This window comes from Streptomyces sp. NBC_01334 (assembly GCF_035983595.1).
In the GTDB taxonomy this organism is placed as follows: domain Bacteria; phylum Actinomycetota; class Actinomycetes; order Streptomycetales; family Streptomycetaceae; genus Streptomyces; species Streptomyces coriariae.
Genome location: NZ_CP130718.1, coordinates 7910175 through 7936257, shown reverse-complemented (window position 1 = coordinate 7936257; position 26083 = coordinate 7910175). Strand labels below are relative to the sequence as shown.

The 26083-nt window shown below is 71.8% G+C and carries 19 protein-coding genes and 1 pseudogene; 8 read left to right on the top strand and 12 right to left on the bottom strand.

The genetic code is table 11. From position 1 onward, the window contains the following. Positions 1 to 108 precede the first annotated feature (108 nt). The 4 genes and pseudogenes from OG736_RS35325 to OG736_RS35310 form a co-directional block, all read right to left on the bottom strand. Positions 109 to 1338, bottom strand: a complete 1230-nt coding sequence (locus OG736_RS35325; protein WP_327186009.1) for an MDR family MFS transporter — start codon at positions 1336 to 1338, stop codon at positions 109 to 111. Then, entirely contained in the window at positions 1335 to 3128 is a 1794-nt protein-coding gene (locus OG736_RS35320) for an ABC transporter permease subunit (RefSeq protein WP_327186008.1), read from the bottom strand. Before OG736_RS35320 ends, OG736_RS35325 begins: the two co-directional genes overlap by 4 nt. A 4-nt stretch (positions 3129 to 3132) precedes the next feature. Continuing rightward, positions 3133 to 4662 (bottom strand): ABC transporter substrate-binding protein, encoded by a 1530-nt coding sequence (locus tag OG736_RS35315; RefSeq protein ID WP_327186007.1) that lies wholly within the window; start codon positions 4660 to 4662, stop codon positions 3133 to 3135. 145 nt (positions 4663 to 4807) lie between these two features. After that, a pseudogene (locus OG736_RS35310) lies at positions 4808 to 5335 on the bottom strand (GNAT family N-acetyltransferase); the annotation flags it as partial. Between the two features lie 126 nt (positions 5336 to 5461). Here OG736_RS35310 and OG736_RS35305 point away from each other — a divergent pair. Both OG736_RS35305 and OG736_RS35300 read left to right on the top strand, forming a co-directional pair. Continuing rightward, positions 5462 to 6415 carry an ATP-binding protein gene (locus OG736_RS35305; protein WP_327186006.1) on the top strand — a complete coding sequence of 318 codons (954 nt, stop codon included), beginning with the start codon at positions 5462 to 5464 and terminating at the stop codon, positions 6413 to 6415. Between the two features lie 119 nt (positions 6416 to 6534). Continuing rightward, positions 6535 to 6927: an SCO5389 family protein gene (locus OG736_RS35300; RefSeq protein ID WP_327186005.1), complete on the top strand. Its 393-nt coding sequence runs from the start codon at positions 6535 to 6537 to the stop codon at positions 6925 to 6927. A 63-nt stretch (positions 6928 to 6990) separates the two neighbouring features. Here the strand turns inward: OG736_RS35300 and OG736_RS35295 are convergent, their stop codons facing one another. Continuing rightward, on the bottom strand, positions 6991 to 7833 hold the full coding sequence (locus OG736_RS35295) for an alpha/beta fold hydrolase (RefSeq protein ID WP_327186004.1): 843 nt from the start codon (positions 7831 to 7833) through the stop codon (positions 6991 to 6993). A 249-nt stretch (positions 7834 to 8082) separates the two neighbouring features. Between OG736_RS35295 and OG736_RS35290 the strand changes: the two genes are divergently transcribed. Then, entirely contained in the window at positions 8083 to 9588 is a 1506-nt protein-coding gene (locus tag OG736_RS35290) for a hypothetical protein (RefSeq protein ID WP_327186003.1), read from the top strand. 124 nt (positions 9589 to 9712) lie between these two features. On the opposite strand, the gene OG736_RS35285 is transcribed toward OG736_RS35290, so the two are convergent. The 5 genes from OG736_RS35285 to OG736_RS35265 all read right to left on the bottom strand — a co-directional run bounded on the left by OG736_RS35285 (position 9713) and on the right by OG736_RS35265 (position 16310). Continuing rightward, positions 9713 to 11605, bottom strand: a complete 1893-nt coding sequence (locus OG736_RS35285; protein ID WP_327186002.1) for a discoidin domain-containing protein — start codon at positions 11603 to 11605, stop codon at positions 9713 to 9715. A 144-nt stretch (positions 11606 to 11749) separates the two neighbouring features. Continuing rightward, positions 11750 to 13108 (bottom strand): GH1 family beta-glucosidase, encoded by a 1359-nt coding sequence (locus tag OG736_RS35280; RefSeq protein ID WP_442817113.1) that lies wholly within the window; start codon positions 13106 to 13108, stop codon positions 11750 to 11752. Positions 13109 to 13137: 29 nt separating this feature from the next. Further along, entirely contained in the window at positions 13138 to 13977 is an 840-nt protein-coding gene (locus OG736_RS35275; RefSeq protein ID WP_327187801.1) for a carbohydrate ABC transporter permease, read from the bottom strand. A 7-nt stretch (positions 13978 to 13984) separates the two neighbouring features. Then, positions 13985 to 14971, bottom strand: a complete 987-nt coding sequence (locus tag OG736_RS35270) for a carbohydrate ABC transporter permease (RefSeq protein WP_327186000.1) — start codon at positions 14969 to 14971, stop codon at positions 13985 to 13987. 19 nt (positions 14972 to 14990) lie between these two features. Continuing rightward, entirely contained in the window at positions 14991 to 16310 is a 1320-nt protein-coding gene (locus tag OG736_RS35265) for an ABC transporter substrate-binding protein (protein ID WP_327185999.1), read from the bottom strand. Between the two features lie 230 nt (positions 16311 to 16540). On the opposite strand from OG736_RS35265, the gene OG736_RS35260 reads away from it, so the two are divergent. Continuing rightward, positions 16541 to 18337: a pectate lyase-like domain-containing protein gene (locus tag OG736_RS35260; RefSeq protein ID WP_327185998.1), complete on the top strand. Its 1797-nt coding sequence runs from the start codon at positions 16541 to 16543 to the stop codon at positions 18335 to 18337. Positions 18338 to 18495: 158 nt separating this feature from the next. Here OG736_RS35260 and OG736_RS35255 read toward each other — a convergent pair whose 3' ends face one another. Both OG736_RS35255 and OG736_RS35250 read right to left on the bottom strand, forming a co-directional pair. Next, positions 18496 to 20694 (bottom strand): elongation factor G, encoded by a 2199-nt coding sequence (locus OG736_RS35255; RefSeq protein WP_327185997.1) that lies wholly within the window; start codon positions 20692 to 20694, stop codon positions 18496 to 18498. Between the two features lie 427 nt (positions 20695 to 21121). After that, a complete protein-coding gene (locus OG736_RS35250; RefSeq protein WP_327185996.1) occupies positions 21122 to 21826 on the bottom strand; it encodes a nucleotidyltransferase domain-containing protein in 705 nt (234 codons plus the stop codon). Positions 21827 to 22286: 460 nt separating this feature from the next. Between OG736_RS35250 and OG736_RS35245 the strand changes: the two genes are divergently transcribed. The 4 genes from OG736_RS35245 to OG736_RS35230 all read left to right on the top strand — a co-directional run bounded on the left by OG736_RS35245 (position 22287) and on the right by OG736_RS35230 (position 26083). Beyond that, positions 22287 to 23081, top strand: coding sequence for a hypothetical protein (locus OG736_RS35245; protein ID WP_327187800.1), 795 nt, complete (start codon positions 22287 to 22289; stop codon positions 23079 to 23081). Positions 23082 to 23160: 79 nt separating this feature from the next. Beyond that, a complete protein-coding gene (locus OG736_RS35240) occupies positions 23161 to 24351 on the top strand; it encodes an NAD(P)/FAD-dependent oxidoreductase (protein WP_327185995.1) in 1191 nt (396 codons plus the stop codon). Next, positions 24339 to 24680, top strand: a complete 342-nt coding sequence (locus tag OG736_RS35235) for a (2Fe-2S)-binding protein (protein WP_327185994.1) — start codon at positions 24339 to 24341, stop codon at positions 24678 to 24680. The genes OG736_RS35240 and OG736_RS35235 overlap by 13 nt, the downstream gene beginning before the upstream one ends. Beyond that, a complete protein-coding gene (locus OG736_RS35230; RefSeq protein ID WP_327185993.1) occupies positions 24677 to 26083 on the top strand; it encodes an FAD/NAD(P)-dependent oxidoreductase in 1407 nt (468 codons plus the stop codon). The genes OG736_RS35235 and OG736_RS35230 overlap by 4 nt, the downstream gene beginning before the upstream one ends.

The window sequence follows — 26083 nt, the reverse complement described above, 5'->3', positions numbered from 1 at the left end:
CGTCGACCGCCGCTCCGGCGTTCACGTTCTCCCGGTTCCCGCGCGCCCGCGTGCAGGCGTTCCTGCGCTCCCGGGTTCACGGGCTCCCGCGTTCCTGCGCTCGCGGGTTCACGTCCGCCGGGGAAGGAGCGCGACGGACGCTGCCGGTACGGCGGCCAGGAGGAGCCAGGGGACGGCCGGGGGCAGCCCTGCGTCCAGGAGGGTGCCGGTGGCCGCGCTGCCGAGCAGCACGATCAGCCCGGAGACCGAGGACAGTGCCCCGGTGTACAGGCCGAGCCGGCCTTCCTCGGCGAGGTCGGGCACCCAGGCGCGGGTGGCGGGCACGACGAGCATCTGACCGAGTGTGAGCAGCAGGACGAAGCAGGCCGCGGGCAGCAGCCCGGCCGTCCCGGTCCGTCCGGCCGGCCGGGCGACGGCCACCACGGCGAATCCCGCGGCGATCAGCACGAGCCCGGCCGCCATCGAGCGGCGCAGGTCGATCCGCTCCCCCGCCCACCGGGTGACCGGCAACTGGGCCGTCACGACCAGCAGCGACGACAGTGCGAACAGCCAGGCGAGCGGCGCCTGCGAGGCGGCCGCCCGCTCCACCTCGGCGGGCAGGGCGAGGTAGAGCTGGTTGTAGGCGAGGAGATAGGTGCCGTACGCGCAGCACAGGGCGAGGAAACGGCGGTTGCGGAGCAACGGGCCCATTCCGCCCCGCACTTGGACCCGGGAGCGGCCGGGGATGTGCTGCGGCAGCAGCCACGCGTGACCGGCGAGGACGAGGACGAAGACGCCGGCTCCGGCCAGGCACACCGCGCGGAAGTCGACGGCGAGGAGCAGTGCGCCGAGCAGCGGCCCGACGAAGGCCCCGGCCTGTCCGGCGACCGTGAACAGCGCGAGCACCCGGGTCCGCGGCCCGCCGCCCGACTCCTCGTGCACGACGGCCTGCCGTGCCACCTCTGATTCGACGGCGGGTGAGAACAGCGCCGCCGCGAACCCGATCAGCAGCACCGCCCCGATGACCGTCCAGGTCTGTTCGGCATGTCCGAGCCAGCCGAACCCGGCGATGCGCAGCATGCACCCGGCGAGGACGACGGGCCGGACGCCGTACCGGTCGGCGAGAGCCCCGCCGACCACGAACAGCCCCTGCTGGCTGAAGGTCCGCAGCCCCAGCACGAACCCGACCAGCCAGCCCGCCATGCCGACCGCGTCGCCCAGATGCCCGGCGAGGAACGGCAGGACGGCGAAGAAGCCCATGTTGAAGGCTAGTTGAGTGACGATCAGCAGGCGCAGGAGGGGGGAGAGCGGCGCCGCCCCCTTCGCGCCGCGGCGCGGCGAAAGCCGGGTCGCCGTCATCCGGCCCCCACCAACTCCGTTCGTGTGGACGGCTGTTCGTCGGCGATCGGGTCCGCCGTACGAGAGTGCCGTTGCCTCGGTCGTCGCAGTCCGCCGGCCGCGGTCACCGCCAGGGCGCCGAGGACGGCGAGGACGGTCGCGGGGGCGAGGACGGCCCATGGCGCGCGTTCGGCGTAGGGCTGGTTCTCGGCGAGGAGCAGGCCCCACTCGGGCGACGGCGGCTGGGCGCCGAGGCCGAGGAAGCCGAGCGAGGCCAGGGCGAGGGCGATGCCGGGCAGGCGGAGGAGGGCATGCCGGGTCACGGGCGGGAGGACGGCGGGCAGGAGTTCGCTCCTCAGCAGATACCCGGAGCCGGCGCCGAGGGCGCGGGTGGCGGTCAGGTGGAGCGTGGCCCGCTCCTGGCGCAGCAGCGCGGAGGTGTGCGCGGCGAGCGGCGCCCAGGCCACGACGGCCACGGCGAGCACGGGCGTGGCGGACCCGCTGCCCCAGACCGCGGCGACGAGCAGCGCCGCGAGCACCGGCGGTACGGCGTTCACGGTGTCGACGAGCGGCCCGGACAACCGGGGCAGCAGCCCGAGCAGCACTCCGGCCGTCAGGGCGACCGCGCTGATGGCGAGCGCGAGGAGCAGGGTGTCGAGGGCACCGTGCGCGACCCGGGCGAGGACGTCGCGGCCGAGCGCGTCGGTGCCGAACGGGTGGGCGGCGGAGGGGGGTCGAAGGCGGGCCGCGGTGTCGAGGGCGAGCGGATCACGGGGCAGACCGAGGGAGATGACGACGGACAGCAGGAGACCGTATGCAATAGGCAGGATCCTGCGGACGGGCGGCGGCGGCCGGTGGAGTGTATGCAATGCGCCGTCGCGCAGCGCGGGGCCGATGAGCAGCCGGGCGGCGAGCCGGGCGGCGACGGTGGTGACGGCCGCGAGGGCGACGAGGACGAGCGTGCCGGCCTGGAGGACGGGCAGGTCCTGCGCGATCGCGGCCTGGAGGGTGGTCCGGCCGAGCCCGGGGATGTCGAAGATCTGCTCCACGGCGACGGATCCGCCGGTCAGCCCCACGACGAACAGCCCGAGGTTGGGCAGCAGTCCGGGCACACAGCGGCGCAGCGCCTTGCGGGCGATGCTCCGGCCGGGCAGCCCGCGCGCGGCGGCGGCCAGCGCCCAGGGCTCGACGAAGGCGGCCGGCAACTGGTCGTCGAGAAGGCGCCCTAGCACCGCACCGGCGGGCAGGCCCAGGGCGAGGGCGGGCAGCACCGTCCACTGCGGGCCGTACCAGCCGAGAGCGGGCAGCCATCCCCACTGCACACCGACGACGGTGGCGAGCACGGATGCGGTCAGGAACTCGGGCAGCGCGGCGAGCACGGCGGAACCGGAGCCGCCGGCGGGCCGGCCCTCCAGCCGCCGCCGTGCACCGAGGTACAGGGTGCGGGCGCACACGCCGGCGGCGGTGACCAGGGCGACCGCCAACGCCGCCACCATCAGCAGGAGCGACGCGCCGAGGGCGTCGAGGACGCTGGGCAGGACATCGGCGCCGGAGATCCACGACCGTCCGGCGTCCCCGCGCGGCAACCCCGCGAGCCACTGCCCGAGGAGGCGCAACGGGCCCTCGTCAAGACCGAGTTGAGATCGGATGTCGGCGAGCACCTCGGGTGTGGCGTCACGGTCGGCGGACCGCGCCTTCAGCACGGTCAGCGCCGGGTCGGTGTGCGACAGCCAGGGCAGCAGCCCGATGCCGCTCACCAGCAGCGCGGCCAGCACGGCACGCCACAGCGGCGCGCCCAGCCTGCTCCTCATGCCGTCAGCGCCGGGTCCCGGCACCTACGAGCGTGCGCTCGTACGGATCGAGGAGCACCCCGCCGACCCCGGCGCCGACGCCGGTGATGACGCGCTGGTGGACCAGCGGGACGACGGCGTCGGTGCCGAGGATCGCGGCCTCGGCGGCCAGGGCGGCGTCCTGCCGCTCACCGGTGTCGGCCACCGTCTGGGCCTCGGCGACCGCCCGGTCGACGTCCTTGTCGCACAGCAGGGCGAGGTTGTAGCCGCCGTCGCAGGTGAAGTCACTGGCCAGGAGGGAGACCGGGTCGCCGGTGTCGAGGAGACTGTTGCGGGCGCCGACGAAGGCGTCGAACTTCCCCGCGAGCGCGTCGCTCTCCAGCCTCGAGTACTCACGCACCTCCAGCTTCACCTTGAAGCCGACCTTCTCCAGCTGCTGCTTCAACACCTGGGCGGCTTCCGGGAGTTCGGGCCGGTTGTCGTAGGTGGCGAGGGTGAGCGAGACACCGCCGGGGCTACCGGCCTTCGCCCGCCCGGCGGGCTGGACGCGCTTTCCCTCGGCCCAGGTGACGGCGGGGCCGTAGATGCCGGCGCCCGCATCCGCGTGACCCTCGTAGACGCCCCCGGCGAGGGCCGAGGTGTCGACGGCCGCACGCGCGGCGGCCCGCAGGGCCGGATCCTTGAAGACACCCGACTTCGCGTTGAGCAGCAGGCTGGTGGTGCGGGTCGTGGCGGTCTCGCGGCGGGTGTCCGCGTCGAGGGTGGCGGCCTGGGCGACGGGTATCGCCTCGGCGAGGTCGACCTGTCCGCTGCGCAGGGCGTTGGCGCGGGCGGTGCCGTCGGCGATGAAGCGCACGTCGACGCCGGAGGCCTGGGCCCGGCCGCCCCAGTAGTCGTCGAAGCGATCGAGGTCGGCGGCGGTGGCGCCGGTGACCTCGGTGAGTTCGAAGGGTCCTGTGGCGGTGCCGACCGGATCGACGGCACCCTTCTTCCCGTATGCCTTCGGAGCGAGGACGGCGAGGCCGGGGCTGGACAGGCGCAGGGGCAGGACCGGGTCGGGGGCGGCGGTGGTGACACGTACGCCGGTGCCGCCCTCCGCCTTCGCCGTGAGGGTGACGCCGGAGAGCGCGGCCGGGACCGGCCGGGCCTCGGTGGCGTGTGTGAGAGAGGCGGCGACGGCGGCGGGCGTGACCTCCGTACCGTCCTGGAAAGCGGCCTCGCGCAGGGTGAACAGCCAGTTGCGGTCGTCCACCCGGCGCCAGGACGCGGCGAGTGCGGGGGCGGCGGCGCCGTTGGCGTCGAGGGCGGTCAGCCCCTCGGTGACCCCGAGACGGCTGAGGATCGTCGCGTCGGCGCCGTAGGGGGAGAGGTTCTCGGCGGGCGGGAAGGCGAGGGCGACGCGCAGCCGGGAGCCGTCGTCGGCGCCGGAGGCCGCACCGTCGTCGCCACCGGAGGAGGCGAAGCAGCCGGCGAGCAGCGGGGTGAGGAAGACCGCGGCGAGAAGCCGGGGAGGACGGGGACCGCGGGAAGGGCGGGGACGGCGGGGGAAGCGCATGGAGTTACCGGCCTGTGGGACGAGGGCGGGAGGAGGAAGAGGCAGAGGGGGCGGTGGGGGCGGTGGGGGCGCACGGGACGGCGGGGGCGAAAGGGGAGGGAGAAGCGGGGAGGAGGACGTCGCGGGGGACGCCGAGAGGGACATCGAGGGGGACATCGAAGTGCACGATGCCCTGACCGCCGGTCGCTCCTTCCCGCTCGTCGTGCACGACGGTGCCGAGCGACCGCCAGAACCCCTCGGCTCCCTCCACGGCCGGGTCCGTGTGCAGATAGACGGCACCGTAGCCGCCGTCCGCGGCCGCGAAGGCGAGGAGTTCGGCGACCAGCCGCCGGGCGAGGCCGCGTCGGCGGTGCCCCCGGCGGACGTAGACGCGGCGCAGTTGCGCGGTCGTGCCGGAGGGGTAGCGGTCGGCGACATGGCGCGGGTTCGGCGGATGCGCGGGACCTCGGGAGTCCAGGGCCGCCGTGGCGACGACCTCGCCGTTCCCGTCGTCGAGCGCGACCAGCAGGGTGTGACGGGCCGGGACGAGGTAGGCGGCGACGGGATCGATGATGTCGCCGTGCCAGCGGGGCACGTAACCGGTGCCGAAATCGCGGTAGACGGTGTCGAGCATGACGGCTCGGGCGCCGTCGAGGTCCTCGGGGCCCGCGGGCCTGATGCAGTAGTCGCGCACTTGCGCATCATATGCATTAAGCGGAGCAAGTTGATCACTTGACCATCCCTCCCGGATTTGACAGAGATCACGACGCGCCCCTAAATCTAGCCACATGACATTCATTTTCAACAAGGGGGTGCTGTGATGCGCGTCGCGTTCGTGGGGAAGGGCGGCAGCGGCAAGACGACCCTGTCTGCCCTGCTCGCCCGGCAGTTGGCACGATCCGGCGCACCGGTGCTGGCCGTGGACGGCGACATCAACCAGCATCTGCGCGAGGCCCTGGACCCCACGGCGGACACGGTGCCCTTCGAGGCCCCGCCGCTGGCCGCGCATCTGGGCGACATCAAGGACCTGCTGCGCGGCACCAACGCCCGGATCACCTCCCGCGAGGCGATGGTCAAGACGACCCCGCCGGGCCGGGGCTCCCGGCTGCTGCGCCTGCTGGGCGACGACGCCCTGCACACGCGGCACGTCCAGCGGGTCGGTGGCGTGCCGCTGATGGTGACCGGCGCGTTCGACGAGAGCGACCTGGGGGTGGCCTGCTACCACTCCAAACTGGGCGCGGTGGAGCTCTATCTGAGCCACCTGGTGGACGGACCGGGCGAGTACCTGGTGATGGACATGACGGCCGGCGCAGACGCCTTCGCCTCCGGCCTGTTCACCCGGTTCGACATGACGTTCCTGGTGGCCGAACCCACCCGCAAGGGCGTCTCCGTCTACCGCCAGTACCGCGACCACGCCCGCGAGTTCGGCATCCCCCTCGCCGTGGTCGGCAACAAGGTCACCGGCGAGGACGACCTGCTCTTCCTCAAGGAGGAGGTGGGCGACGACCTCCTCACCCACCTCGTCGTCTCCCCCTGGGTCCGCTCGGCCGAACGGGGCCATCCTCGGGGCGAGTTGGAGGACGTCAACCGCCACGCCCTCAACCTCCTGCGCGAGACGGTCGACGCCCGTGAGAAGAACTGGCCGGCCCTGCACCGCCACGCCGTGGAGTTCCACCTCCGCAACGCCCGCGCCTGGGCGGACGCGGCGACCGGTCAGGACCTGGCCGCCCAGGTGGACCCGGAGTTCGTCCCCGGCCCGGCGTCACTTCACTGACCTGCCCTGCGAAGACATCGCGCACGAAGACACCGCGCACGTCCAGGCGGGCGCGGCCCCTCCCTCACCCCTCCACCCCTCCACCCCTCCACCCCTCCACCAGAACAGGACGGACACCCATGTCTCTCGACGTCTCCCCGAAGCTCCTCTTCGAGGCCGAGGCCGGTGACATCCGCGAGGAGGACTTCGTGGACACGGTCCGCACGTCCCTCCCCTACGCCTACGCCCTCATCGCCGGCCTCGCAGCCGAACTTCACGCAGGTATCGGCGAGTTCACCGACAACCAGACCCCTCCCCCGTCCGAGCAGGAGCGCGGCCAACTCCTGCGTGCCCTCGCCAGCGACGCCATCCGCGGCAGCCTGGAACGCCACTTCGGCGTGACCCTGGCCTTCCAGAACTGCCACCGGGTGGCGGCCTTCCGCCCGGCGGCCCGGGACGGGGCGACGTACGCCCGGTTCACCTCGACGCGGGCGCAGGTGCTGAACCAGTCGGCGGAGCTGCGGGACTGCTGACCCACGCCGGCCGATTCCTCCACCCGACGGGCCGACCCACCGCCCAGCGACCGGGTCGGCCCGTCAGCGGTCCGTGAACTCCTGCACGAGCGAGACGAACCGAACGGCGTCGTCCCGCCAGGGAAAGTGCCCCGCTCCGGGCTGGACGGCGAGTTCCGCTTTCGGGAACAGTTCCGCGAACTCCCTCATCACGCGTGGCGGAGCCGCCAGGTCCGTCTCCCCCGCCAGGAGCAGGACCGGCGACGGGAAGGAGGCCAGCGCCGCGCGGGTGGCAGCCGGGGAGAAGGCGCCCTCGGCCGTGTACACGGCCGCCGCCTCGTGGTTCTTCGCCCGCTCGCCGGCCTCGTCGAAGGCGCGGGCCGCGTCGTCCCAGCGGGCGTGCCAGAAGGGGGCGACGGCGTTCCAGGAGTCGGCCGTGGCCCGCCCGGCGGTAACCGCTTCCAGGGCCGCGTACGCAGGGGCGAACCACGGCTCGTCCCGGCGCAGGCGGGCCGTGGCGAGACGGTCCTCCGCGGTGATCTCGAGGTCGACGGCGTAGACGCTCGGGGTGATCAGCAGAAGACGGGCGACGCGGTCGGGGTGACGGGCGGCGTAGAGCACCGCGAGGTTGGCTCCGCCGGAATGGGCGAGCAGGTCCAAACGATCGAGGCCGAGGTGCTCACGCAGCGCCTCGACGTCGTCGACCTGACGATCGCAGCGGTACGACGACCTGTCCCGCGGAACCGCCGACTCCCCGGTGCCCCGCGGGTCCAGCCCGATCAGTCGGTGGTGGAACGTGAGCCCGCCCAGGTCACCCAGGTAACCGGCGGACTGCATGGGCCCGCCGGGCAGACAGGCCAGGGGCGGCCCGTCTCCCGACTCGTGATAGGCGAGGCGGGTTCCGTCATGGGTGGTGAAGGTGGCCATGCGCCCGAGCGTTTCAGGGCAGTGGGCGCGGAACAAGCGGTTTCGACGGCGCGGAGCCGAGGCTCGCCCCTCGCACGCATGCACGCATTTCCTTCACTGTTTCATGCAACCTTTCCCACATCCGGAGAGTCCGCGTCTACATGTACGCGCACGTCCTGAACAGACAGGCCCCTACGGGCCGGCTCGCCCCGACCGCACAGCCGGCCGCAGGCCACGGCCTCGACGCCCCGTCCTCCGAGTGAGTCCCCGTTGATCGACAGCACGACCTCCCAGCTCTCCCCCCGGGACGGGTTCGCTTCCGTCCCTTCCGCCCTCGCCGATGTTCGCGCGGACCGCCGTCGCCTGATCGAAGCCATCCGCGCCCTCCGCCGCCTCCTCGACAAGCGCCGCCCGTTCGAGCTCACCGACCGTCGCCGGCTGAACCACGAGGCGAGGAAGCGAAGCCGCGCGGAAGCCACCCACGGCAAGTCGCTGCACCGCATCCACGAGAAGCAGACACGCCAAGAGCGTTCCCTCTCACGCCGGCTGAACGGCCTCGACGGCAGACGTGACCATCAGGAAAGGCAGGCCCTCGCCGTCCTGCGCCGAGAGTCCGTCCAGCGCGCGCTGCACGGCAGCCGTCTCACCGCGAGCGAGGTGAACGGCATCGGCAGCGGACTCGTTCGCGCCCTCGCGGCCCAAGGCATCACCACGGCCGCCGACTTCACCCGCGTCAGCTGGGGCAAGGCTCCCAACGGCAAGGGCGGCGAGGTCCTCTACATCCACCGTGCCCAAGGCCGCAAGGTGCACATCAACGGCATCGGCGAGCACCGGGGCCGACCGCTGATGGAGTGGCGCCGAGCCGCTCTCGCCCGCGCCGAGGCCCGCGCCCCGCGCGAGCTCCCACCGGACGAACGCCACCGCCTCGCCGAGATCATCGAGGCCGAACGCACCCGCCTGCAAGGAGAACTGGCCCAGGCGCCCACCACAGCGGAGGCCGCCCGCGCGGAAGCCGTGCAGCTCCACGCCGAGGCCCTCCAACGCCTCACCACCGCCGAACGCGAGGCCGCGCACCTCGCCGCCGAACGCCGAGCCGAGTTCGACGCGATGGCGGAGCAGTTGCTCGGCCTCCAGGCCGAACTGTCCGCCCACATGGACCAGCACGGCGACGCCGGCCGCCGCATCCGCCGCGCCCAGACGCGAGCGCTGCGCCCCCTCCCGGAGAACGCGCCCTTCCCCGCCCCGCCGATCCCCGGCGTGATCCCTGCTCCGCGCACGCCCCTCACCCTCACCAAGACGGGGACGGGGACGGAGGCAAAGGCGAACCCGAAGGCCAAGGCCCGGTCGACAGCGGCGGCGCCCCCAGCGTCCTCCCCCGGCACCCGGGCAGGCCTCGGCTGGCTGCTGCCGATCCTCTACTTCGGCTTCACGACCCTCGTCGGCGTGGGCGAGCTGGGTGACAACACCGCCCCCGTGGGACTGATGATCTCCTCCAGGCTCCTCGCCTTCGCGGCCACCGCGGAACTGCTCCGCCTGTGGATCCCCCGAAGGAACTGGCGGACGCCGAACCCGATGCCCTCCGGGACGGGCCCGCAAGCCTTCGGGGTGTTTCTCGCCCTCACCGCCGCCGGCATGTTCGCGGACGAGGAATCCGACGTGTTCCTGGTCGCCTGCGTCACGTCCGTCCTCGCTGCTGCACTGCTCGTGACGGGGGCCTGGCTGCGCTGGAGGGCGCGAAAGGGCGGAGGAGGCAGGGCGCCCACCCCCTTCGGCTGATCCACCACGCCCTCTCCCGCCACACCCGCCCTCTCCCCGCCGTCTCCCCGGCATCCGCCTCACCGGCCAGGGGACCGCACCTGCCCGGGCGTCCTGTCGACGCCTCGTCCGGTATCGACCGTGGCTACCCCTTCTGCTCCACCCGCACCCAGTCCACCTCCGCCTGCACTCCCCCGCCGACGATCCGGTCCACGCTCGACTGGGGCAGGCCCCAGTACGGGGTCGTGACCTGGTTCCAGCCGGCCGGGTACGCGCCGCCGAGGGCGAGGTTGAGGATCACGTACTGGTCGTGGCCGTAGACCCATTGGCCGCGGGTGGACTCCAGCTTGTTGCGGGTCGTCTCCTGGACGAGGCGGTCGTCGACGTAGAAGCGCATGCCGGTCGGCGCCCACTCCACGGCGTACGTGTGCCAGGCGTCGGCCCGGCCGCCGTTCGGGTAGGTCTGGCGGGCGCCGATGTTGCCGTCCGCGGAGTAGCCGGGGCCGTGCAGGGCGGAGCTGGTCCAGTCGGCGTAGCCGATGTTCTCCATGATGTCGGTCTCGCCGGAGGCGGGCCAGGACACGGAGGGGTCGTCGACGTTGCTGCCCAGCAGCCAGAAGGCGGGCCAGAATCCCTCGCCGACAGGCAGCTTCATCCGGGCGCTGACCCGGCCGTAGGTGAAGTCGAACCTGGTGTTGGTGTCCACGCGGCCGGAGGTGAAGTCGTAGGTGCCGCCACCCGCCCGGGTGCAGCCCTTGCAGTACTTCGCCCGCAGGACCAGAGCGCCGTTCTCGGTGTGGAGGTTCTCGGTCGAGTCGACGTACGCCTGCGCCTCTCCGTTGACGGAGCCCATCTCCGTGCCAGTGCGTACGACACGCCACTTGGAGCGGTCGAGGGACGCGGCGGTGAAGTCGTCGAAGAACGTCGTCCGGTACGTGCCCTGTTGCTCGCCGGGGAGGGCGGGGTAGGCGGCGGTGGCGCTGCCGCCGGTGCCCCAGACCTCGAACTCGTAGAGGGAGTAGCCGAACTGCGCGGTGGCGGGGGCAGGGTTGTGGAAGGAGCGGCGTTCCTTGCCGAGCATCCGGACGTAGCGCCCGGTCACCGGCTGGGGCAGTCGCACGCTGTCGTGCACGCCGACCGCCTCGGACGGGGATTTCACGTTCGCCCGGCGCGCGGCGACCTCGGCGGCGGACGGCTGGTACACGGTGCGCCAGGTGCGGTTGTCGTCGGAGACCTGGAGTTGGTAGTCGACGGCGTAGGCCGCCTCCCAGTACAGCTCGACCGTGTCGATCGTCGACGTCGCACCGAGGTCGACACCGACCCAGCGGTCCGCGTTCCAGTCGCTCGACCAACGGGTCGCGTCGTCATTCAGGTTGGCCGGGTGGCCGCCGTCCGTGACGAACGCCGGTGAGTTGCCCGCGTGTTGGTAGTAGTTCGTGTAGGCCGGGTGGTTCAGGGCGAGGTTGGAACGCACGGTGGAGGCGGGGGCCGGTTCGCCTCCGTAGACCTTGAGGGAGTAGAGCGAGTATCCGTACGGCGTGGCGCGTTCCAGGCCGCGCAGGCGGAGGTATCGGCCCGTCGCCTCCTGCGGATAGGTGTGCGCGGTGACCGTGCCTCCGGTGCCCGCGGTCTCCGTGTAGAAGGGCGTCCAGTCGGTGCCGTTCTTCGACGCCTCCAGGACGTAGCGCTTGCCGTAGGCGGCCTCCCAGTCCAGGACGACCCGGTCGACCCGGATGGTCGCGCCCAGGTCGAGCCGGATCCAGGCGTCGTCGGCGAAGTTGCTGGACCAGCGGGTGGCACCGTTGCCGTCGAAGGCGAGGCCGGGGGCGGTGCCGCCGTTCTCACTGCCGGACGCGGTGACGGCGGCCGGGTTCGCGGCGTACGCGGCCGCGGCGCGGTCGGCGTCCCAGGCGGGTGCGTCGACGGCGGGCGCAGCGGCCGCGACCGGTGCCCCGAGAGCCGGTCCCGCGCCCAGCAGGGCCAGGGCGGCGACGGCGGTCAGGAGGGTGCGGGGAGTGCGAGCGGTACGTGATGACATGCGGCTCTCCTCGGTGAGAGACAGGTCTCCTCGGTGGAAAACAGGTGCCAGGAGTGATGCCGTTCTGTCGCGCTCATGACATACCAGGACCTGGGGCACGGCGGGCGCGCGCTCCCACACCCGCGCCCGCCTTGCCCCGCGCCCTCAGGCGGCCTTCACCACCCCTTCCCGGTGGCGACGGATGATCTCCGCGTAGTGGCGTCCGGTGCCCTTGATCGTGCGGGCCTGGGTGCGGTAGTCGACGTGGACGAGGCCGAAGCGCTTCTCGTAGCCGTACGCCCACTCGAAGTTGTCCAGCAGGGACCAGGCGAAGTAGCCGGCCAGTGGGGCGCCCTTGCGGGCGGCGGAGGCACAGGCGGCGAGGTGGCCCGTCAGGTAGGCCTGGCGTTCGGGGTCGTCGACGGTGCCGTCCGGGCGAACGGTGTCGGGGTACGAGGAACCGTTTTCCGTGACGTACAGCCGTCGCGCGCCGTACTCGTCGGTCAGGCGGAGCAGCAGTGTCTCGATGCCGCTCGGGTCGACCTCCCAGTCCATGCCGGTGCGCGGGACGCCGTCCCGGCGGACGGAACGGGCGCGCGGGGCGGGCCCGTCGGGGTCGTCGCTCACCGTGGCCGGGAAGTAGTAGTTCAGGCCCAGCCAGTCCAGCGGCGCGGCGATCGCCTTCAAGTCGCCCGGATGTTCAGGGAGTTCGACGCCGTACACCTCCCGCATGTCGGCCGGGAAGCCGCGGCCGTGTACCGGGTCGAGCCACCAGCGGTTGGTGTGGCCGTCCATGCGGTGGGCGGCGGCGATGTCCTCGGGGCGGTCGGTGGCGGCGTGGACGGTGGAGAGGTTGTTGACGATGCCGATCTCGGCGTGCGGGACGGCCGCCCGGATGGCCTGGACGGCGAGTCCGTGGCCGAGGAGCAGGTGGTAGGAGGCGCGGACCGCCGCCGTCAGGTCCGTGAGGCCGGGGGCCATCTTGCCTTCGAGGTGGCCGATCCAGGCCGAGCACAGGGGTTCGTTCAGGGTGGCCCAGTGGGTGACGCGGTCGCCCAGCCGCTCGGCGACCACCGACGCGTACGCGGCGAAGTGCTCCGCGGTCTCCCGCTCGGGCCAGCCGCCGCGGTCCTGGAGCACCTGCGGAAGGTCCCAGTGGTAGAGGGTCACGGACGGGGTGATGCCTGCCTCCAGCAGACCGTCGATCAACTTGTCGTAGAAGCCGAGGCCCTCGGGGTTCACCGGGCCGTCGCCGCCCGGCACCACCCGGGGCCATGCGATCGACAACCGGTATGCGTTGGAACCCAGTTGACGCATCAAGCCGATGTCGTCGCGCCAGCGGTGGTAGTGGTCGCAGGCGACGTCGCCGTGGTCGTCGTCCGCGATCTTTCCGGGAGTGTGCGAGAAGGTGTCCCAGATCGACGGCGAACGGCCGTCCTCCGCCACGGCTCCCTCGATCTGGTACGCCGAGGTGGCGGTTCCCCACAGGAAGTCCTGGGGCAGGGCGGCAAAGTCGATGGTCACTGAAGTCCTCTCGGAATCGGGGTGGTTGCTCACTTCACGGCTCCGGCCGTCAGCCCGGCGACGAGATAGCGCTGGAGCAGCAGGAAGCCGGCTACCACCGGCACGCTGACCACCAGCGAGGCGGCCATGATCTGGTTCCAGTACACGTCGTTGAGGGTGGAGTAGCCCTGGAGTCCGACGGCGAGCGTGCGGGTGGTGTCGTTGGTCATGACGGAGGCGAACAGCACCTCGCCCCAGGCGGTCATGAAGGCGTAGACGGCGACCGCCACGATGCCCGGGATCGCGGCCGGCACGACGATCCGGAAGAGCGCGCCGAGCGGACCGCAGCCGTCCACCAGCGCCGCCTCGTCGAGGTCGCGCGGCACCGAGTCGAAGTAGCCGATCAGCATCCAGATGGAGAAGGGGAGGGAGAAGGTCAGATACGTCAGGATCAGGCCGCCGCGCGAGCCGAACAGCGCGATGCCGGTGGCGTTGCCGATGTTGACGTAGAGCAGGAACAGCGGGAGGAGGAAGAGGATCCCGGGAAACATCTGTGTCGACAGCACGGTGACCGTGAAGACGCGTTTCCCACGGAAGTCGTAACGGCTTACCGCATAGGCGCTGAACACGGCGATCACCACGGAGCAGACCGTGGCCGCGCCCGCCACGACCAGCGAGTTCACGAAGTACCTGGCCAGCGGGACCGTCGACCAGATGTCGATGTACGGGCGGATCGTCAGGCCGCTGGGCAGCCAGCGGAACTCGCCCGTGACGTCGGCAAGGGGTTTCAGGGAGCTGGAGACCATCACGTACACCGGCAGCAGCACGAAGCCGGTGAGCAGGGTGAGGAAGATCCGTCGCGACCAGAGGAACGAACTCGGTGGTGACATCGGGGATCTACCGCGCATGTGAGGCCCTCCGTCCGCGCGAGGTGACGGCCAGATAGACGCCCGTCACGGCCAGCAGGAAGAGCAGCAGCAGGACGGACATCGCCGATCCGGTGCCGAAGTTCCAGGTCACGAAGGACGCTTGGTAGATGTGGACCGAGATGAGATCGGCGGCCTCCGGAGCGGCCCTGCCGAACAGGACGAACGGCGTGTTGAAGTCGTTGAAGGTCCAGAGGAACAGGACGAGCAGCAGGACCTGGTTGACCGGGCCCAGGGACGGAAGGGTGATCCGGCGGATCTGCTGCCACCGGCCCGCGCCGTCCAGCGCGGCCGCCTCGTACAGCTCGCCGGGGATGTTCTGCAGGCCGGCCATCACGATGAGGAAGGCGAACGGCCAGCCCTTCCAGACGGACACGGTGAGCAACGCGTAGAAGCTGTTGTCACCGATCAGCCAGAACGAGGGCTTGTCGGTGAGGTGCAGCTGGTCGTGCAGGACATGGTTCACCAGGCCGTTGTCGTGCTGGAACATGAAGACCCAGGTGATCACGGCCGCGTAGACCGGCAGGGCGTACGGCACCAGGAAGAGCGCCCTCAGCAGCCCACGGCCGCGGAAGGTGTCCTGCATGAAGATCGCCGCCGCGGTGCCGATGAGCCAGCACAGACCCACCGAGAGCAGGGTGAAGCCGACGGTGACGAGGAAGGAGTGCAGCAGCGCCTCGCCGACCGGGGCGTCGAAGTCCACCGACACCCGGTAGTTGTCGAGGCCGGACCAGGGAGCCGTGCCCCAGTCACGGATGTAGAACTGGGTGAGCTCCTTGAAGCTCATCACGATGCCGATCACCATCGGCACGAGATGCACGAGGAGTTCGAGGACGAGCGCGGGCAGGAGCAGCAGGTAGGGCAGTCCGATGCGGCGGATCCGGCCGGGACGCGGGCGCGGGGCCCGGCCGGTGCCAGGGTCTGCGCGAGGCTTTTCGACCTCGGCTGTGGTGGTCATCTGGCTCACTTCGTCCGGCTCACTTCGTCGGCATCTGCTGCTGGGCCTTGGCGAGCTTGGCCTTCACCGACTCGGTGGTCACCGGGCGGCCGGCTGCCGCGTCGGCGAACAGTTCCTTGACGGCCGTACCGATCACGGTCTCGAACTGGGACTCGTCGGCGACCTGCGGCAGCGCGGCGGCGCTCTTGGCGAGGGTGTCCTTCAGCACCGCGTTCGCCGGAGAGTTGAAGCCGGGGTCCGACTGGGCGGAGGCGACGGGCGGGATGGTGCTGTAGGCCTTGTTGAGGATCTTCTGCTCCTCGTCACCGGTCATGAACTTCACGAACTCGGTGGCGCCGTCGAGGTTGTCGGTGTTCTTGAAGACCGCCAGGTTGATGCCCGCGACCATCGAGTTGACCTGGGCGCCGGTGCCGGGGGCGCCGGACTGCACGGGCACCGGGGCGATGCCGTACTTGTCCTCGCTCATGCCCTGGGACTTGAGGTTGGCGGACGCGCTCTGCCACAGCAGCATCGCCGTCTTCCCCTTGGCGAAGTCGCTCACGGACTGGTTCTGCGCGTACTCGGCGTTGCCCTGCGGGATGGCCTTGTCCTTCGCCATCAGGTCGACGTACTGCTTGACCGCCTCGACCGCGCCGTCCGACGTGAAGTCGGGCTTTCCGTCGGCGGTGAAGAAGTCGGCGCCGTGCTGCTTGGCGAAGACGAAGACATGATGGACGTTTTCCGAGACGTTCGCGCCCTCGGCGCCCAGGACCTGCTTGCCCTTGGCCTGGATCTTCTTCCCGTCGGCCACCAACTCGGCCCAGGTGGCGGGGGGTTGCGCTATGCCCGCGTCGGCGAAGATCTGCTTGTTGTAGTACAGGGCGTAGGCCATCGAGTACAGCGGCACCGCGGCCGGGTCCTTGCCCTGCGCTCCGGTCGAGCCGAGCGCAGATTCGACGAAGCGGTTTCTGCCGCCGATCTTCGCGAGGTTCGCCTCGTCCCAGGGCAGCAGCGCGCCGGTGGCCTGGAGCGAGGCCGACCAGGTGTTTCCGATGTTGAGGACGTCGGGTCCCTGGCCGGAGGTGGTCGCCGTGAGGATCCGGTTGAGCAGGTCCGACCAGGGGACGACCTCCAGCTTCACCTTGATCCCGGTCCGCTTCTCGAACTTGTCGAGTTCCGGCTGGAGGACCTTCTTGTCCACCTCGATGCTCGCGCCCTGGTTCGAGGCCCAGTACGTCAGGGTCTTCGGCGAGTCGTTGGACCCTTCGCCGTCCGTCGAGGTGCCGCCGCCACAGGCCGTGGCCGCGAGGGCGAGTGACATGACGACGGCGCCTGTGGCCGCGGCTCGGATGGTGCGCATGGGTCGGCTCCCGGTGTCATCAGGGCTTAATTTAGGACGTGAGTTAAACCTCGGAAAGGGGCCGCGTCAAGTGTTCCGGCACAGTCCGGGGAACTCCGGTCCCACCACTTGACGCGCACGTTCGGGTAGTTGAAGCATTCAGCGCTGAGAGAGCGCTCTCAACCCCGCGACCGTTCACTTCCTTAAATCAGCCGTTCACTCGGAGCGGCCTGGACCGAGGAGAGCCGCCCATGCCCCACACTCCGTCGCCGCAGACGCCCGCCGTGCGCCGCAGGACAGTCCTCGCCGCAGCCGCCACGGCCGCGGCAGCCCCCGCCCTCGCCGGTCTCGCCGCATCGCCGGCCTCCGCCACCCCGCGCGGAAAGCGGTTGCGCGCCCTTCCGGGCGGTGGCGACCTCGGCCCGAACGTCCTTGTCTTCGACCCGTCGACCCCGGACATCCAGGCCCGGCTGGACGCGGTGTTCCGGCAGCAGGAGTCGGCCCAGTTCGGCACCGGACGCTACGCGTTGCTGTTCCGGCCCGGTACCTACCACGGCCTCAACGCCCAACTCGGCTTCTACACCTCGATCGCCGGCCTCGGCCTCTCCCCCGACGACACGACCATCAACGGGGACGTGACCGTCGACGCGGGCTGGTTCGGCGGCAACGCCACGCAGAACTTCTGGCGTTCGGCGGAGAACCTCGCGCTCGTCCCGGTCAGCGGCACCAACCGGTGGGCCGTCGCGCAGGCCGCCCCCTTCCGCCGGATGCACATCCGCGGCGGCCTCAACCTCGCCCCGTCCGGCTACGGTTGGGCCAGTGGCGGCTACATCGCCGACAGCCGTATCGACGGCGAGATCGGCCCGTACTCGCAGCAGCAGTGGTACACGCGGGACAGCGCGATCGGCAGCTGGCTCAACGGCGTCTGGAACATGGTGTTCTCGGGGGTCGAGGGCGCCCCCGCCCAGAGCTTCCCCAACCCCCCGTACACCACGCTCGACACGACCCCGGTCTCGCGTGAGAAGCCGTTCCTGTACGTCGACGGCGGCGGCGCCTTCCGCGTCTTCCTGCCCGCCAAGCGCACCGACGCGCGCGGGGTCACCTGGGGCAACGGCACACCGCGCGGCAGCTCACTGCCCCTGTCGCGGTTCTACGTCGCCAAGCCGGGCGTCTCCGCCGCCACGCTCAACCAGGCGCTCGCGCAGGGCCTGAACCTGCTGCTGACGCCGGGGATCTACCACCTCGACCGGCCGATCCAGGTGAACCGCGCCGACACCGTCGTGCTGGGCCTGGGTTACGCCACCCTGATCCCGGACAACGGGGTCGGCGCGCTGAAGGTGGCCGACGTCGACGGGGTCCGGCTGGCGGGCTTCCTCATCGACGCCGGACCGGTCAACTCCCGGGTCCTGCTGGAAGTCGGCCCGTCCGGCGCGTCGCGCGACCACTCCGCCAATCCCACCACCGTCCAGGACGTGTTCGTCCGGATCGGCGGGGCGGGTGCCGGCAAGGCCACCACCAGCATGGTGATCAACAACCGTCACACGATCGTCGACCACACCTGGGTCTGGCGCGCCGACCACGGCGAGGGCGTCGGCTGGGAGACCAACCGGGCCGACTACGGCGTCGTCGTCAACGGCCACGACGTGCTGGCCACGGGCCTGTTCGTGGAACACTTCAACAAGTACGACGTGCAGTGGAACGGCCAGCGCGGCCGCACGATCTTCTTCCAGAACGAGAAGGCCTACGACGCGCCGAACCAGGCGGCGATCCAGAACGGCTCGGTGAAGGGTTACGCCGCCTACAAGGTCGGCGCCCACGTCACCGCCCACGAGGGCTGGGGTCTGGGCAGCTACTGCTACTACAACGTCGACCCGACGATCGTCCAGCACCACGGCTTCGCCGCCCCGAACGCGCCGGGCGTGAAGTTCCACGACCTGCTGGTGGTCTCCTTGGGCGGACAGGGCCAGTACGAGCGCGTCATCAACGACCTCGGGGCGCCGACCTCCGGTACGTCGACGGTGCCGTCGACCGTGGTGTCGTACCCCTGACCTGCCCGTGCGGCGGCGACGACCCTGACGGGACGCGGCCCGCGCCGCACACACCGGAGGGGTGGCAGGCACCGTCGGTTCGTGCCACGAACGTCAGGTGTTCGTGGCACGAACCGACAAGGTGGCCTGCGCCCACGATCTCGCGGGAAGGCGTGCGCCTACCGCGTCGTCGCCACCGCCGGCGCCGGGGCGTACCCCGTCGGCCGGGCCGAGAACGTGCCTCGGCCCTGGGTCCGGCTGCGCAGCCGGGTCGCGTAGCCGAACAGTTCGGCCAGCGGCACGGTGGCGGTGACCACCGCCGAACCGCCGCGCACAGCCGAGTCGGTGACCCGCCCGCGCCGTGCCGCCAGGTCGCCGAGGACCCCGCCGACGGCGTCCTCGGGAACCGTCACCGTGACCTCGACGACCGGTTCCAGCACGACCATCGCACAGCCGCGCAGGGCTTCCCGCAGCCCGAGCCGACCGGCCGTGCGGAAGGCCATCTCGGAGGAGTCCTTCACATGGGTCGCCCCGTCGGTCAGGGTGACCCGCAGCCCGGTGACCGGATGCCCGCCCACGGGCCCCTCGGCGAGCGCGTCCCGGCAGCCGGCCTCGACCGCGCGGACGTACTCCTGCGGCACCCGTCCACCGACGACGGCCGACCTGAACGTGAAACCGGTTTCAGCACCGCTTCCCGCTTCCTCCGCGTCGAGGGGCTCGACGTCGAGCACGATCTGCGCGAACTGTCCGGCCCCACCGTCCTGTTTGACATGCCGGAAGACCAGGCCGGAGACCCCGCGGGCGACCGTCTCGCGGTAGGTCACCCTCGGACGACCCACGTTGACCTCCAGGCCGAGGCTGCGCCGGATCTTCTCCACCGCCACCTCCAGGTGCAGTTCCCCCATGCCCGACAGCACCGTCTGACCGGTCTCCGGGTCGGTCCGGACCACCAGCGAGGGGTCCTCCTCGGCCAGCCGGGCAAGCGCCGAGACCAGCCGGTCGGCGTCGGTGCTCGCGCGTGCCTCGACCGCCACGGACACGACCGGGTCGGCGACCCCCGGCGGTTCGAGCACGACGGGCGCCCCCGGCGCGCTCAGCGTCGAACCCGCACGGGCCGACTTCAGCCCGATCACGGCCACGATGTCCCCGGCGACCGCGCGCTCAAGCTGTGCGTGCCGGTCGGCCTGCACACGCAGGATCCGGCCGATCCGCTCGATGCGCCGCGCGCCGGACTCCCATACCGCGTCTCCTTTCTCGATCGTGCCCGAGTACACCCGCAGATAGGTGAGCCGGCCCGTGGGGGTCGCGGCGACCTTGAACGCGAGCGCCGCGAACGGTGCGGCGGGATCGGCGGGCCGTTGTTCGCCTGCGGCATCCTGCATACGGTCGGCGGTTTCGTGCTGGCGGTCGGCGGTTTCGTGCATACCGTGGACGGTGCCGTGCATACCGTCGGCGGCGTCACGCATACCGCCCTTGGTATTTCGCATACCGGCGACGCCACCAGGCATACCGCATACCGGCGGCACGTCCGACGGCGACGGCAGATAGGCGACGACGGCGTCGAGCAGCGGTTCGATACCGCGGTTGCGGTAGGCCGAACCGCACAGCACGACCACTGCGTCGCCCGTCCGGGTCAGCTCGCGCAGGGCGGCGGAGAGGGTCTCGGCGGAGAGTGTCTCCCGGTCGCAGAATTCCTCCAGCGCGGCGGGGTGCCTCTCCGCCACGGCTTCCTCCAGCAGCCGGCGCCGACGCAGCGCCTCCTCCCGAAGGCCCTCCGGCACGCCGTCCTCGACCGCCGTCTCGCCGCCGTCGCTCCAGGTCAGCGCCCGCATGCGCAGCAGGTCGACGACGCCGGTGAAGCCGTCCTCCGTGCCGATCGGCAGTTGCACGACCAGCGGGACCGGATGGAGCCGTTCCCGGATCGACGCCACCGCGACATCGAGGTCTGCGCCCACCCGGTCCAGCTTGTTGACGAACGCGATCCTCGGTACGCCGTGCCGGTCGGCCTGCCGCCACACGGACTCGCTCTGCGGTTCCACGCCCGCGACGGCGTCGAACACCGCCACCGCTCCGTCGAGCACCCGCAGGGATCGCTCCACCTCGTCGGCGAAGTCGACGTGCCCGGGGGTGTCGATCAGGTTGATGCGGTGACCGTCCCAGTCGCAGCTGACGGCCGCGGCGAAGATGGTGATGCCGCGGTCGCGCTCCTGGGGGTCGAAGTCGGTGATCGTCGTGCCGTCGTGGACCTCGCCGCGCTTGTGCGTGGTCCCGGTGGCATACAGGATCCGCTCCGTGACGGTGGTCTTGCCGGCGTCGACATGGGCGAGGATGCCCAGGTTGCGCACAGCGGAGAGATGACGGTCGAGGTGGTTGCGCACGGCCCTTGGCCTTTCGGGGTGTTTCCGAGAACGGGCGGCGCGATTTCCGGACGTACGTCGAGACACGTGAGGGACGTGCTGATGCGCACATGCACTGATGTGCCGTCAGATACGGCACATCAGCGGCGCATTGTCGAACTCGGACGATCGTCAGGACATCCGGTGCCGGCCGCGCAGCGAGCACCGGACGGACGGAGACACGAGGATCACCTCGTAGCGGGAGCGGGGAGCGACGACAGCGGTGTGGTCACGCATGGCCGGGCTCCCCTCGTTCGTCTCGGTACCGCGCCGCCCGTGTCGTGGGCCGCGCTCGGTTCTGAGGAGTGTAGGGGTGAACGGGCCCGCGCCGCACGCGATTTGTCGCCCGCCTTCCGCGGCGCTGCCGAAGCGGCTCCGCCTCCCGGCGGGAGGGGAGCGCATCCGTCGGTCAGACGAGGGTGTCCTGCGTCGCCGTGTAGAACTGCCTGCGCACCCTGCGCAGCCATGCGTCGGCAGCCGTCTCGTCGGGCTGTTCGGGCAGCACGCTGCGCGTCTCGGCGAACGCCTCCTCGAAGCCGCGCAGCAGTGGCAGCGCGGCTTCGGGATCGGCCGCGACCTGCTCACCGAACGTGTGGTAGCTGTCGGGATCGTCGACGCGGATCGTCAACCGCCCGGTGGCATAGAGCTCGTAGCCCTGGGTGCACAGTCGCTTGAGGTGACGGGCGTGTTTGGCGGTCCGTTTGCGGGTCTCCGCGGCGAGGGGGCCTTGGCTGCGGTTCTGCAGTTTCCGGAACTGCTGTGTGGCGTAGCCCAGATAAGCGTCCCGGACCCGGCGGGCGCTGAGCAACGTCGCACGGAGGTCGATGAGTTCCTCACCGAGCGGCGTCCGCACCTCGTACAACTCGTCCGGCAGCCAGACGAGTTCCATCACCGTCGGGTTGCCGCCCAGGGCCAGTCGGCACCACTTCGCGGCCTCGTGCAGGGTGCGGTCGGGCGCCGTGCTGACGTGCGACTCCTTCGGCTGACGCAGGCCGTGCAGGTCCTCGGTGGGGGCGGCGAACATGCCGAGGCGGTCCACGTCGGAGCCTTCGTGGGCGAGCCCGTAGGCGGTCGAGCCGACGATTCCGGACAGCAGGAGGTTGGTGACGGTCACAGGAGCCCCCGGTCGTTCCCTGGTGGTGATCACCTGCCCCCGTGGCCGGGCGGCAGAACCGCCATGATGCCCCGGCTCCGGGCCGCCCACTTCGCATTTTCCCGCCGGACGGCCTGCTCCGCCCGCGCTCGGCCCTGTGACCCGTCCCGTCGCCCGCTTCACCCGTACGGATCAGTGCGCTGGTCGAGCGGCCCGGCCGGTGGTGCCGTGTAGGGGCAGAGGCAGCACCGCAAGAGCCCACAGGGTGCCTGGGAAGCACCCAGGTCGACGAGAGGAATCCCTCGGGAACCCGCCCGGGGCGCGCCCACGCGGGGACCGTCCCCGCCACGCCCCGTCCCCGAACCGTCCTCAGGAGGTATTCGTGACCAGCCCTCGCCTGTCGTCCCGCCCGTCCACCCCACCCCGTCCCGCCGGGCCGTCCGGTCCGGCCGGGCCGACGCGTCCCGGTCGTCCGGTCCGTGTGCTGGCCGTCGCCCTGGCCGTCGGAACGCTGCTGGCCACGGCGGCCTGCTCCGACGACGGGGACGACAGCGCGTCGACCGACTCGAGCACCGCGACCTCGTCCGCCGGCCAAAGGACCGCCACCGCGTCCCCCAGCATCACGCCGCTCACCTCGGCCGGCGCGCAGACGGCGCTGATCACCGCGGGAGACCTCGAGGACAACTGGACGCAGGTGAAGACCGCTGCCGGCTGGCGGAACCGGATGCTCATCGGCACGGTCGACGCCGCGCAGTTCCTCACCGGCAAGACGCAGGCCGCCGACTGCCAGCGCCTGCTCGACGGGCTCTACGACGAAGACCTCCTGGGCCCCCCACCCGGCCCGTCGGCGCTCACCGGCTTCACCGAGGGAAATTCCCGGCTGCTCTACCAGGTGGCCGCCTACCAGCCGGCGAGCCTGGACCAGTCGTTCGACTGGCTCAAGACCCTGCCGACCGCGTGCGACCAGTTCAACGCGGTCGGCTCCGACGGCTCCACCCGCACCGTGCAGGTCGTCGAGGCCTCCCTGCCCAAGTCGGGCGACGACCGGCAGGGCCTCACCGTGACGGTGGCGGGCCCCTCCGGCGGCACCCCGGTCACCCTCACCATGGACGTCGCCGTCGTACGGGTCGGGGAAGACGCGATCACGGTCACCAACGGCGGAACGGACGGAGCGGACCACGACAGCACCGAGGACGCGGTCAGCCACGGCACGACACGACTCAAGGACGTACGGGAAGGCCGCACACCGGCGCCGGAGCCCAGCGAGTTCGACTGAGCGCGTCGGCTCGGCCGGGCGTCGCCCTGGCTGCTCCGGCCTTCTTCCCCGCCTCTGCACCATGTGACATATTACTGGCGTGACCAAGCGACCGAGCGGTGACGTCGTGGTCGTCGGCTCCGGCATGGTGGGCGCCGCCTGCGCGCTGTACGCGGCCCGTGCCGGACTGGACGTGATCCTGGTCGACCGGGGTCCGGTGGCCGGGGGCACGACCGGCGCGGGCGAGGGCAATCTCCTCGTCTCCGACAAGGAGCCGGGACCCGAACTCCAACTGGCTCTGCTGTCGGCTCGGTTGTGGGGCGAGCTGGCGCAAGAGCTGGGCCCGGCCGTCGAGTACGAGCCCAAGGGCGGTCTCGTGGTCGCCTCCACGCCCGCATCGCTCACCGCCCTGGCGGAGCTGGCGGGCGGTCAGCGCGCGGCCGGGGTGTCGGCGGTTCATGTCCAGGCGGATCAACTCCACGAGCTGGAACCGTATTTGGCGCACGGTCTCGCCGGTGGGGTGCTGTACCCGCAGGACGCCCAGGTGATGCCCACCCTGGCCGCGGCCCACCTCGTACGGGCCTCGGGCGCACGCCTGGAGACGGGTCGCACGGTGATACGGGTACTGCGCGACACCGCCGGTGCCGTGCGGGGCGTCCGTACCGACCGGGGCGACATCCTGGCGCCGGCCGTGGTGAACGCGGCCGGGACCTGGGGGGCCGAGGTCGCCGCGCTGGCGGGGGTCCGGCTGCCCGTACTCCCCCGCCGCGGCTTCGTCCTGGTCACCGAGCCGCTGCCGCGCCGGGTACGGCACAAGGTGTACGCCGCCGACTACGTGGCCGACGTGGCGAGCGACTCCGCCGCCCTGCAGACCTCACCGGTCGTCGAGGGCACCGCCGCCGGGCCCGTGCTGATCGGCGCGAGCCGTGAACGGGTCGGTTTCGACCGGTCCTTCTCGCTACCGGTCGTACGCGCCCTGGCGGCGGGCGCGACACGCCTCTTCCCGTTCCTGGAACACGTACGGGCGATGCGCACCTACCTCGGATTCCGCCCCTACCTGCCCGACCATCTGCCCGCCGTCGGGCCCGACCCCCGTGTGCGGGGGCTGTTCCACGCCTGCGGGCACGAGGGCGCGGGCATCGGGCTCGCCACCGGCACCGGCCGGCTCATCGCGCAGACGCTCACCGGTCGACGCCCGGAGCTGGACCTGGCACCGTTCCGCCCCGACCGCTTCGACCGTCCCGACCATCTTGACCGCTTCTCCGAGGAGGCCGCGCCATGGATCCCCTGAAGCTGGCCCACGCCCGCCCCGGTGCTCCGTTCACCGTGACCTTCGACGGCCGGGAGATCGAGGCCTTGCCCGGTCAGACGATCGCCGCCGCGCTGTGGGCGTCCGGCGTCACGGCCTGGCGCACCACGCGGGGCGAGGGACGTGCGCGCGGGGTGTTCTGCGGGATCGGCGTGTGCTTCGACTGTCTGGTGACCGTCGACGGCCGGCCCGGCCGACGGGCCTGCCTGGTGGCGGCGGTGCCGGGGGCGGACGTCCGTACGCAGGTGGGGACGGGCCACGAGGAAGTGGGTCCCGAGGAAGCAGGTCACGAGGGGGCGGGGCCACGATGACCGCGCTCCGCCCGGTACTGGCGGTGATCGGCGCGGGCCCGGCCGGCCTCGCCGGCGCCCTGGCGGCCGCTGCCCGTGGCGTGCGCGTGGTCCTGGTCGACTCCGCCGCCGAGGCGGGCGGACAGTTCTTCCGACAGCCCGCGCAGGGACTGGGCGCGCGGCGCCCACAGGCCCTCCATCACCAGTGGCGCACCTGGGAGCGACTGCGGGCCGGGCTCGACACCCACCTCGCCGCCGACCGCGTCACACATCTGAGTGACCGTCATGTGTGGTGCGTGGAGCGGGATCCGGACGGGTTTACCGTGCACGCGCTGATCGGTCCGGAGCAGGAGGAGTCCGTCGCGGTCCGTGCCGACGGGGTGTTGCTGGCGACCGGCGGCTACGAAAAGGTCCTGCCGTTCCCCGGCTGGACACTGCCGGGCGTGGTCACCGCTGGCGGCGCCCAGGCGCTGCTGAAGGGCGGGCTCGTGCTGCCCGGCCGCACGGCGGTCGTGGCCGGCACGGGGCCCCTGCTGCTTCCCGTCGCCACCGGCCTCGCGGCTGCGGGCGCCCGGGTCGTCGCCCTGGTGGAGTCGGCCGGACCGGCGGACTTCACACGTCGGGCGAGGACCTGGGCCGGTGCTCCCTCGAAGCTCGCCGAGGGAGCCGTGTACGCGGCCCAACTCCTGTGTCACGGCGTTGCGGTGATGGCCCGTCATGCAGTGCTGGAGGCGCACGGGACCGAGCGGCTTGAGTCCGTCACCGTCGCCGCGCTGGACCCGGAAGGCCGGCCGGTGCCCGGCACGCAACGACGTATCGCCTGCGACACCCTCGCCGTGGGCCACGGTCTGCTGCCGCACACCGACCTCGCGGAGGGGCTCGGCTGCCGGCTCGGCGGACCGGGCGTGCGCGTCGACGACGAACAGCGCACCGACGTCCCCGGGGTCTGGGCCGCCGGGGAGACCACGGGGATCGGCGGCTCGACGCTGTCGCTCGCCGAGGGGCACATCGCCGGACGGTCGGCGGCGGCCAGGCTGACCGGCACGGTCCCCGACCCGCGGGAGTGGGCCCCCGCCGCGCGGGCCCGCACCAGGCTGCGGTCGTTCTTCGCGGCACTGGACGCCGCGTATGCCGCCCGGCCCGGCCGGTGGACGGAGCAGGTCACCGACGAGACGGTCGTGTGCCGCTGCGAGGAGGTCACCGCCGGCGCCGTCCGCGAGGCCGTCGGCACGCTCGGCGCGGGTGACCTGCGCACCGTGAAACTGCTGACCCGGGCCGGCATGGGCTGGTGCCAGGGCCGCATCTGCGAGCCCGGAGTGGCCGGCGTCGCGGGCTGCCCACTCACTCCGGCACGACGGTTGCTGGCCCGCCCCGTGCCCCTGGGTGTGCTGGCCGCTCCGGCCGATCCCCCGACACCTCAGTGA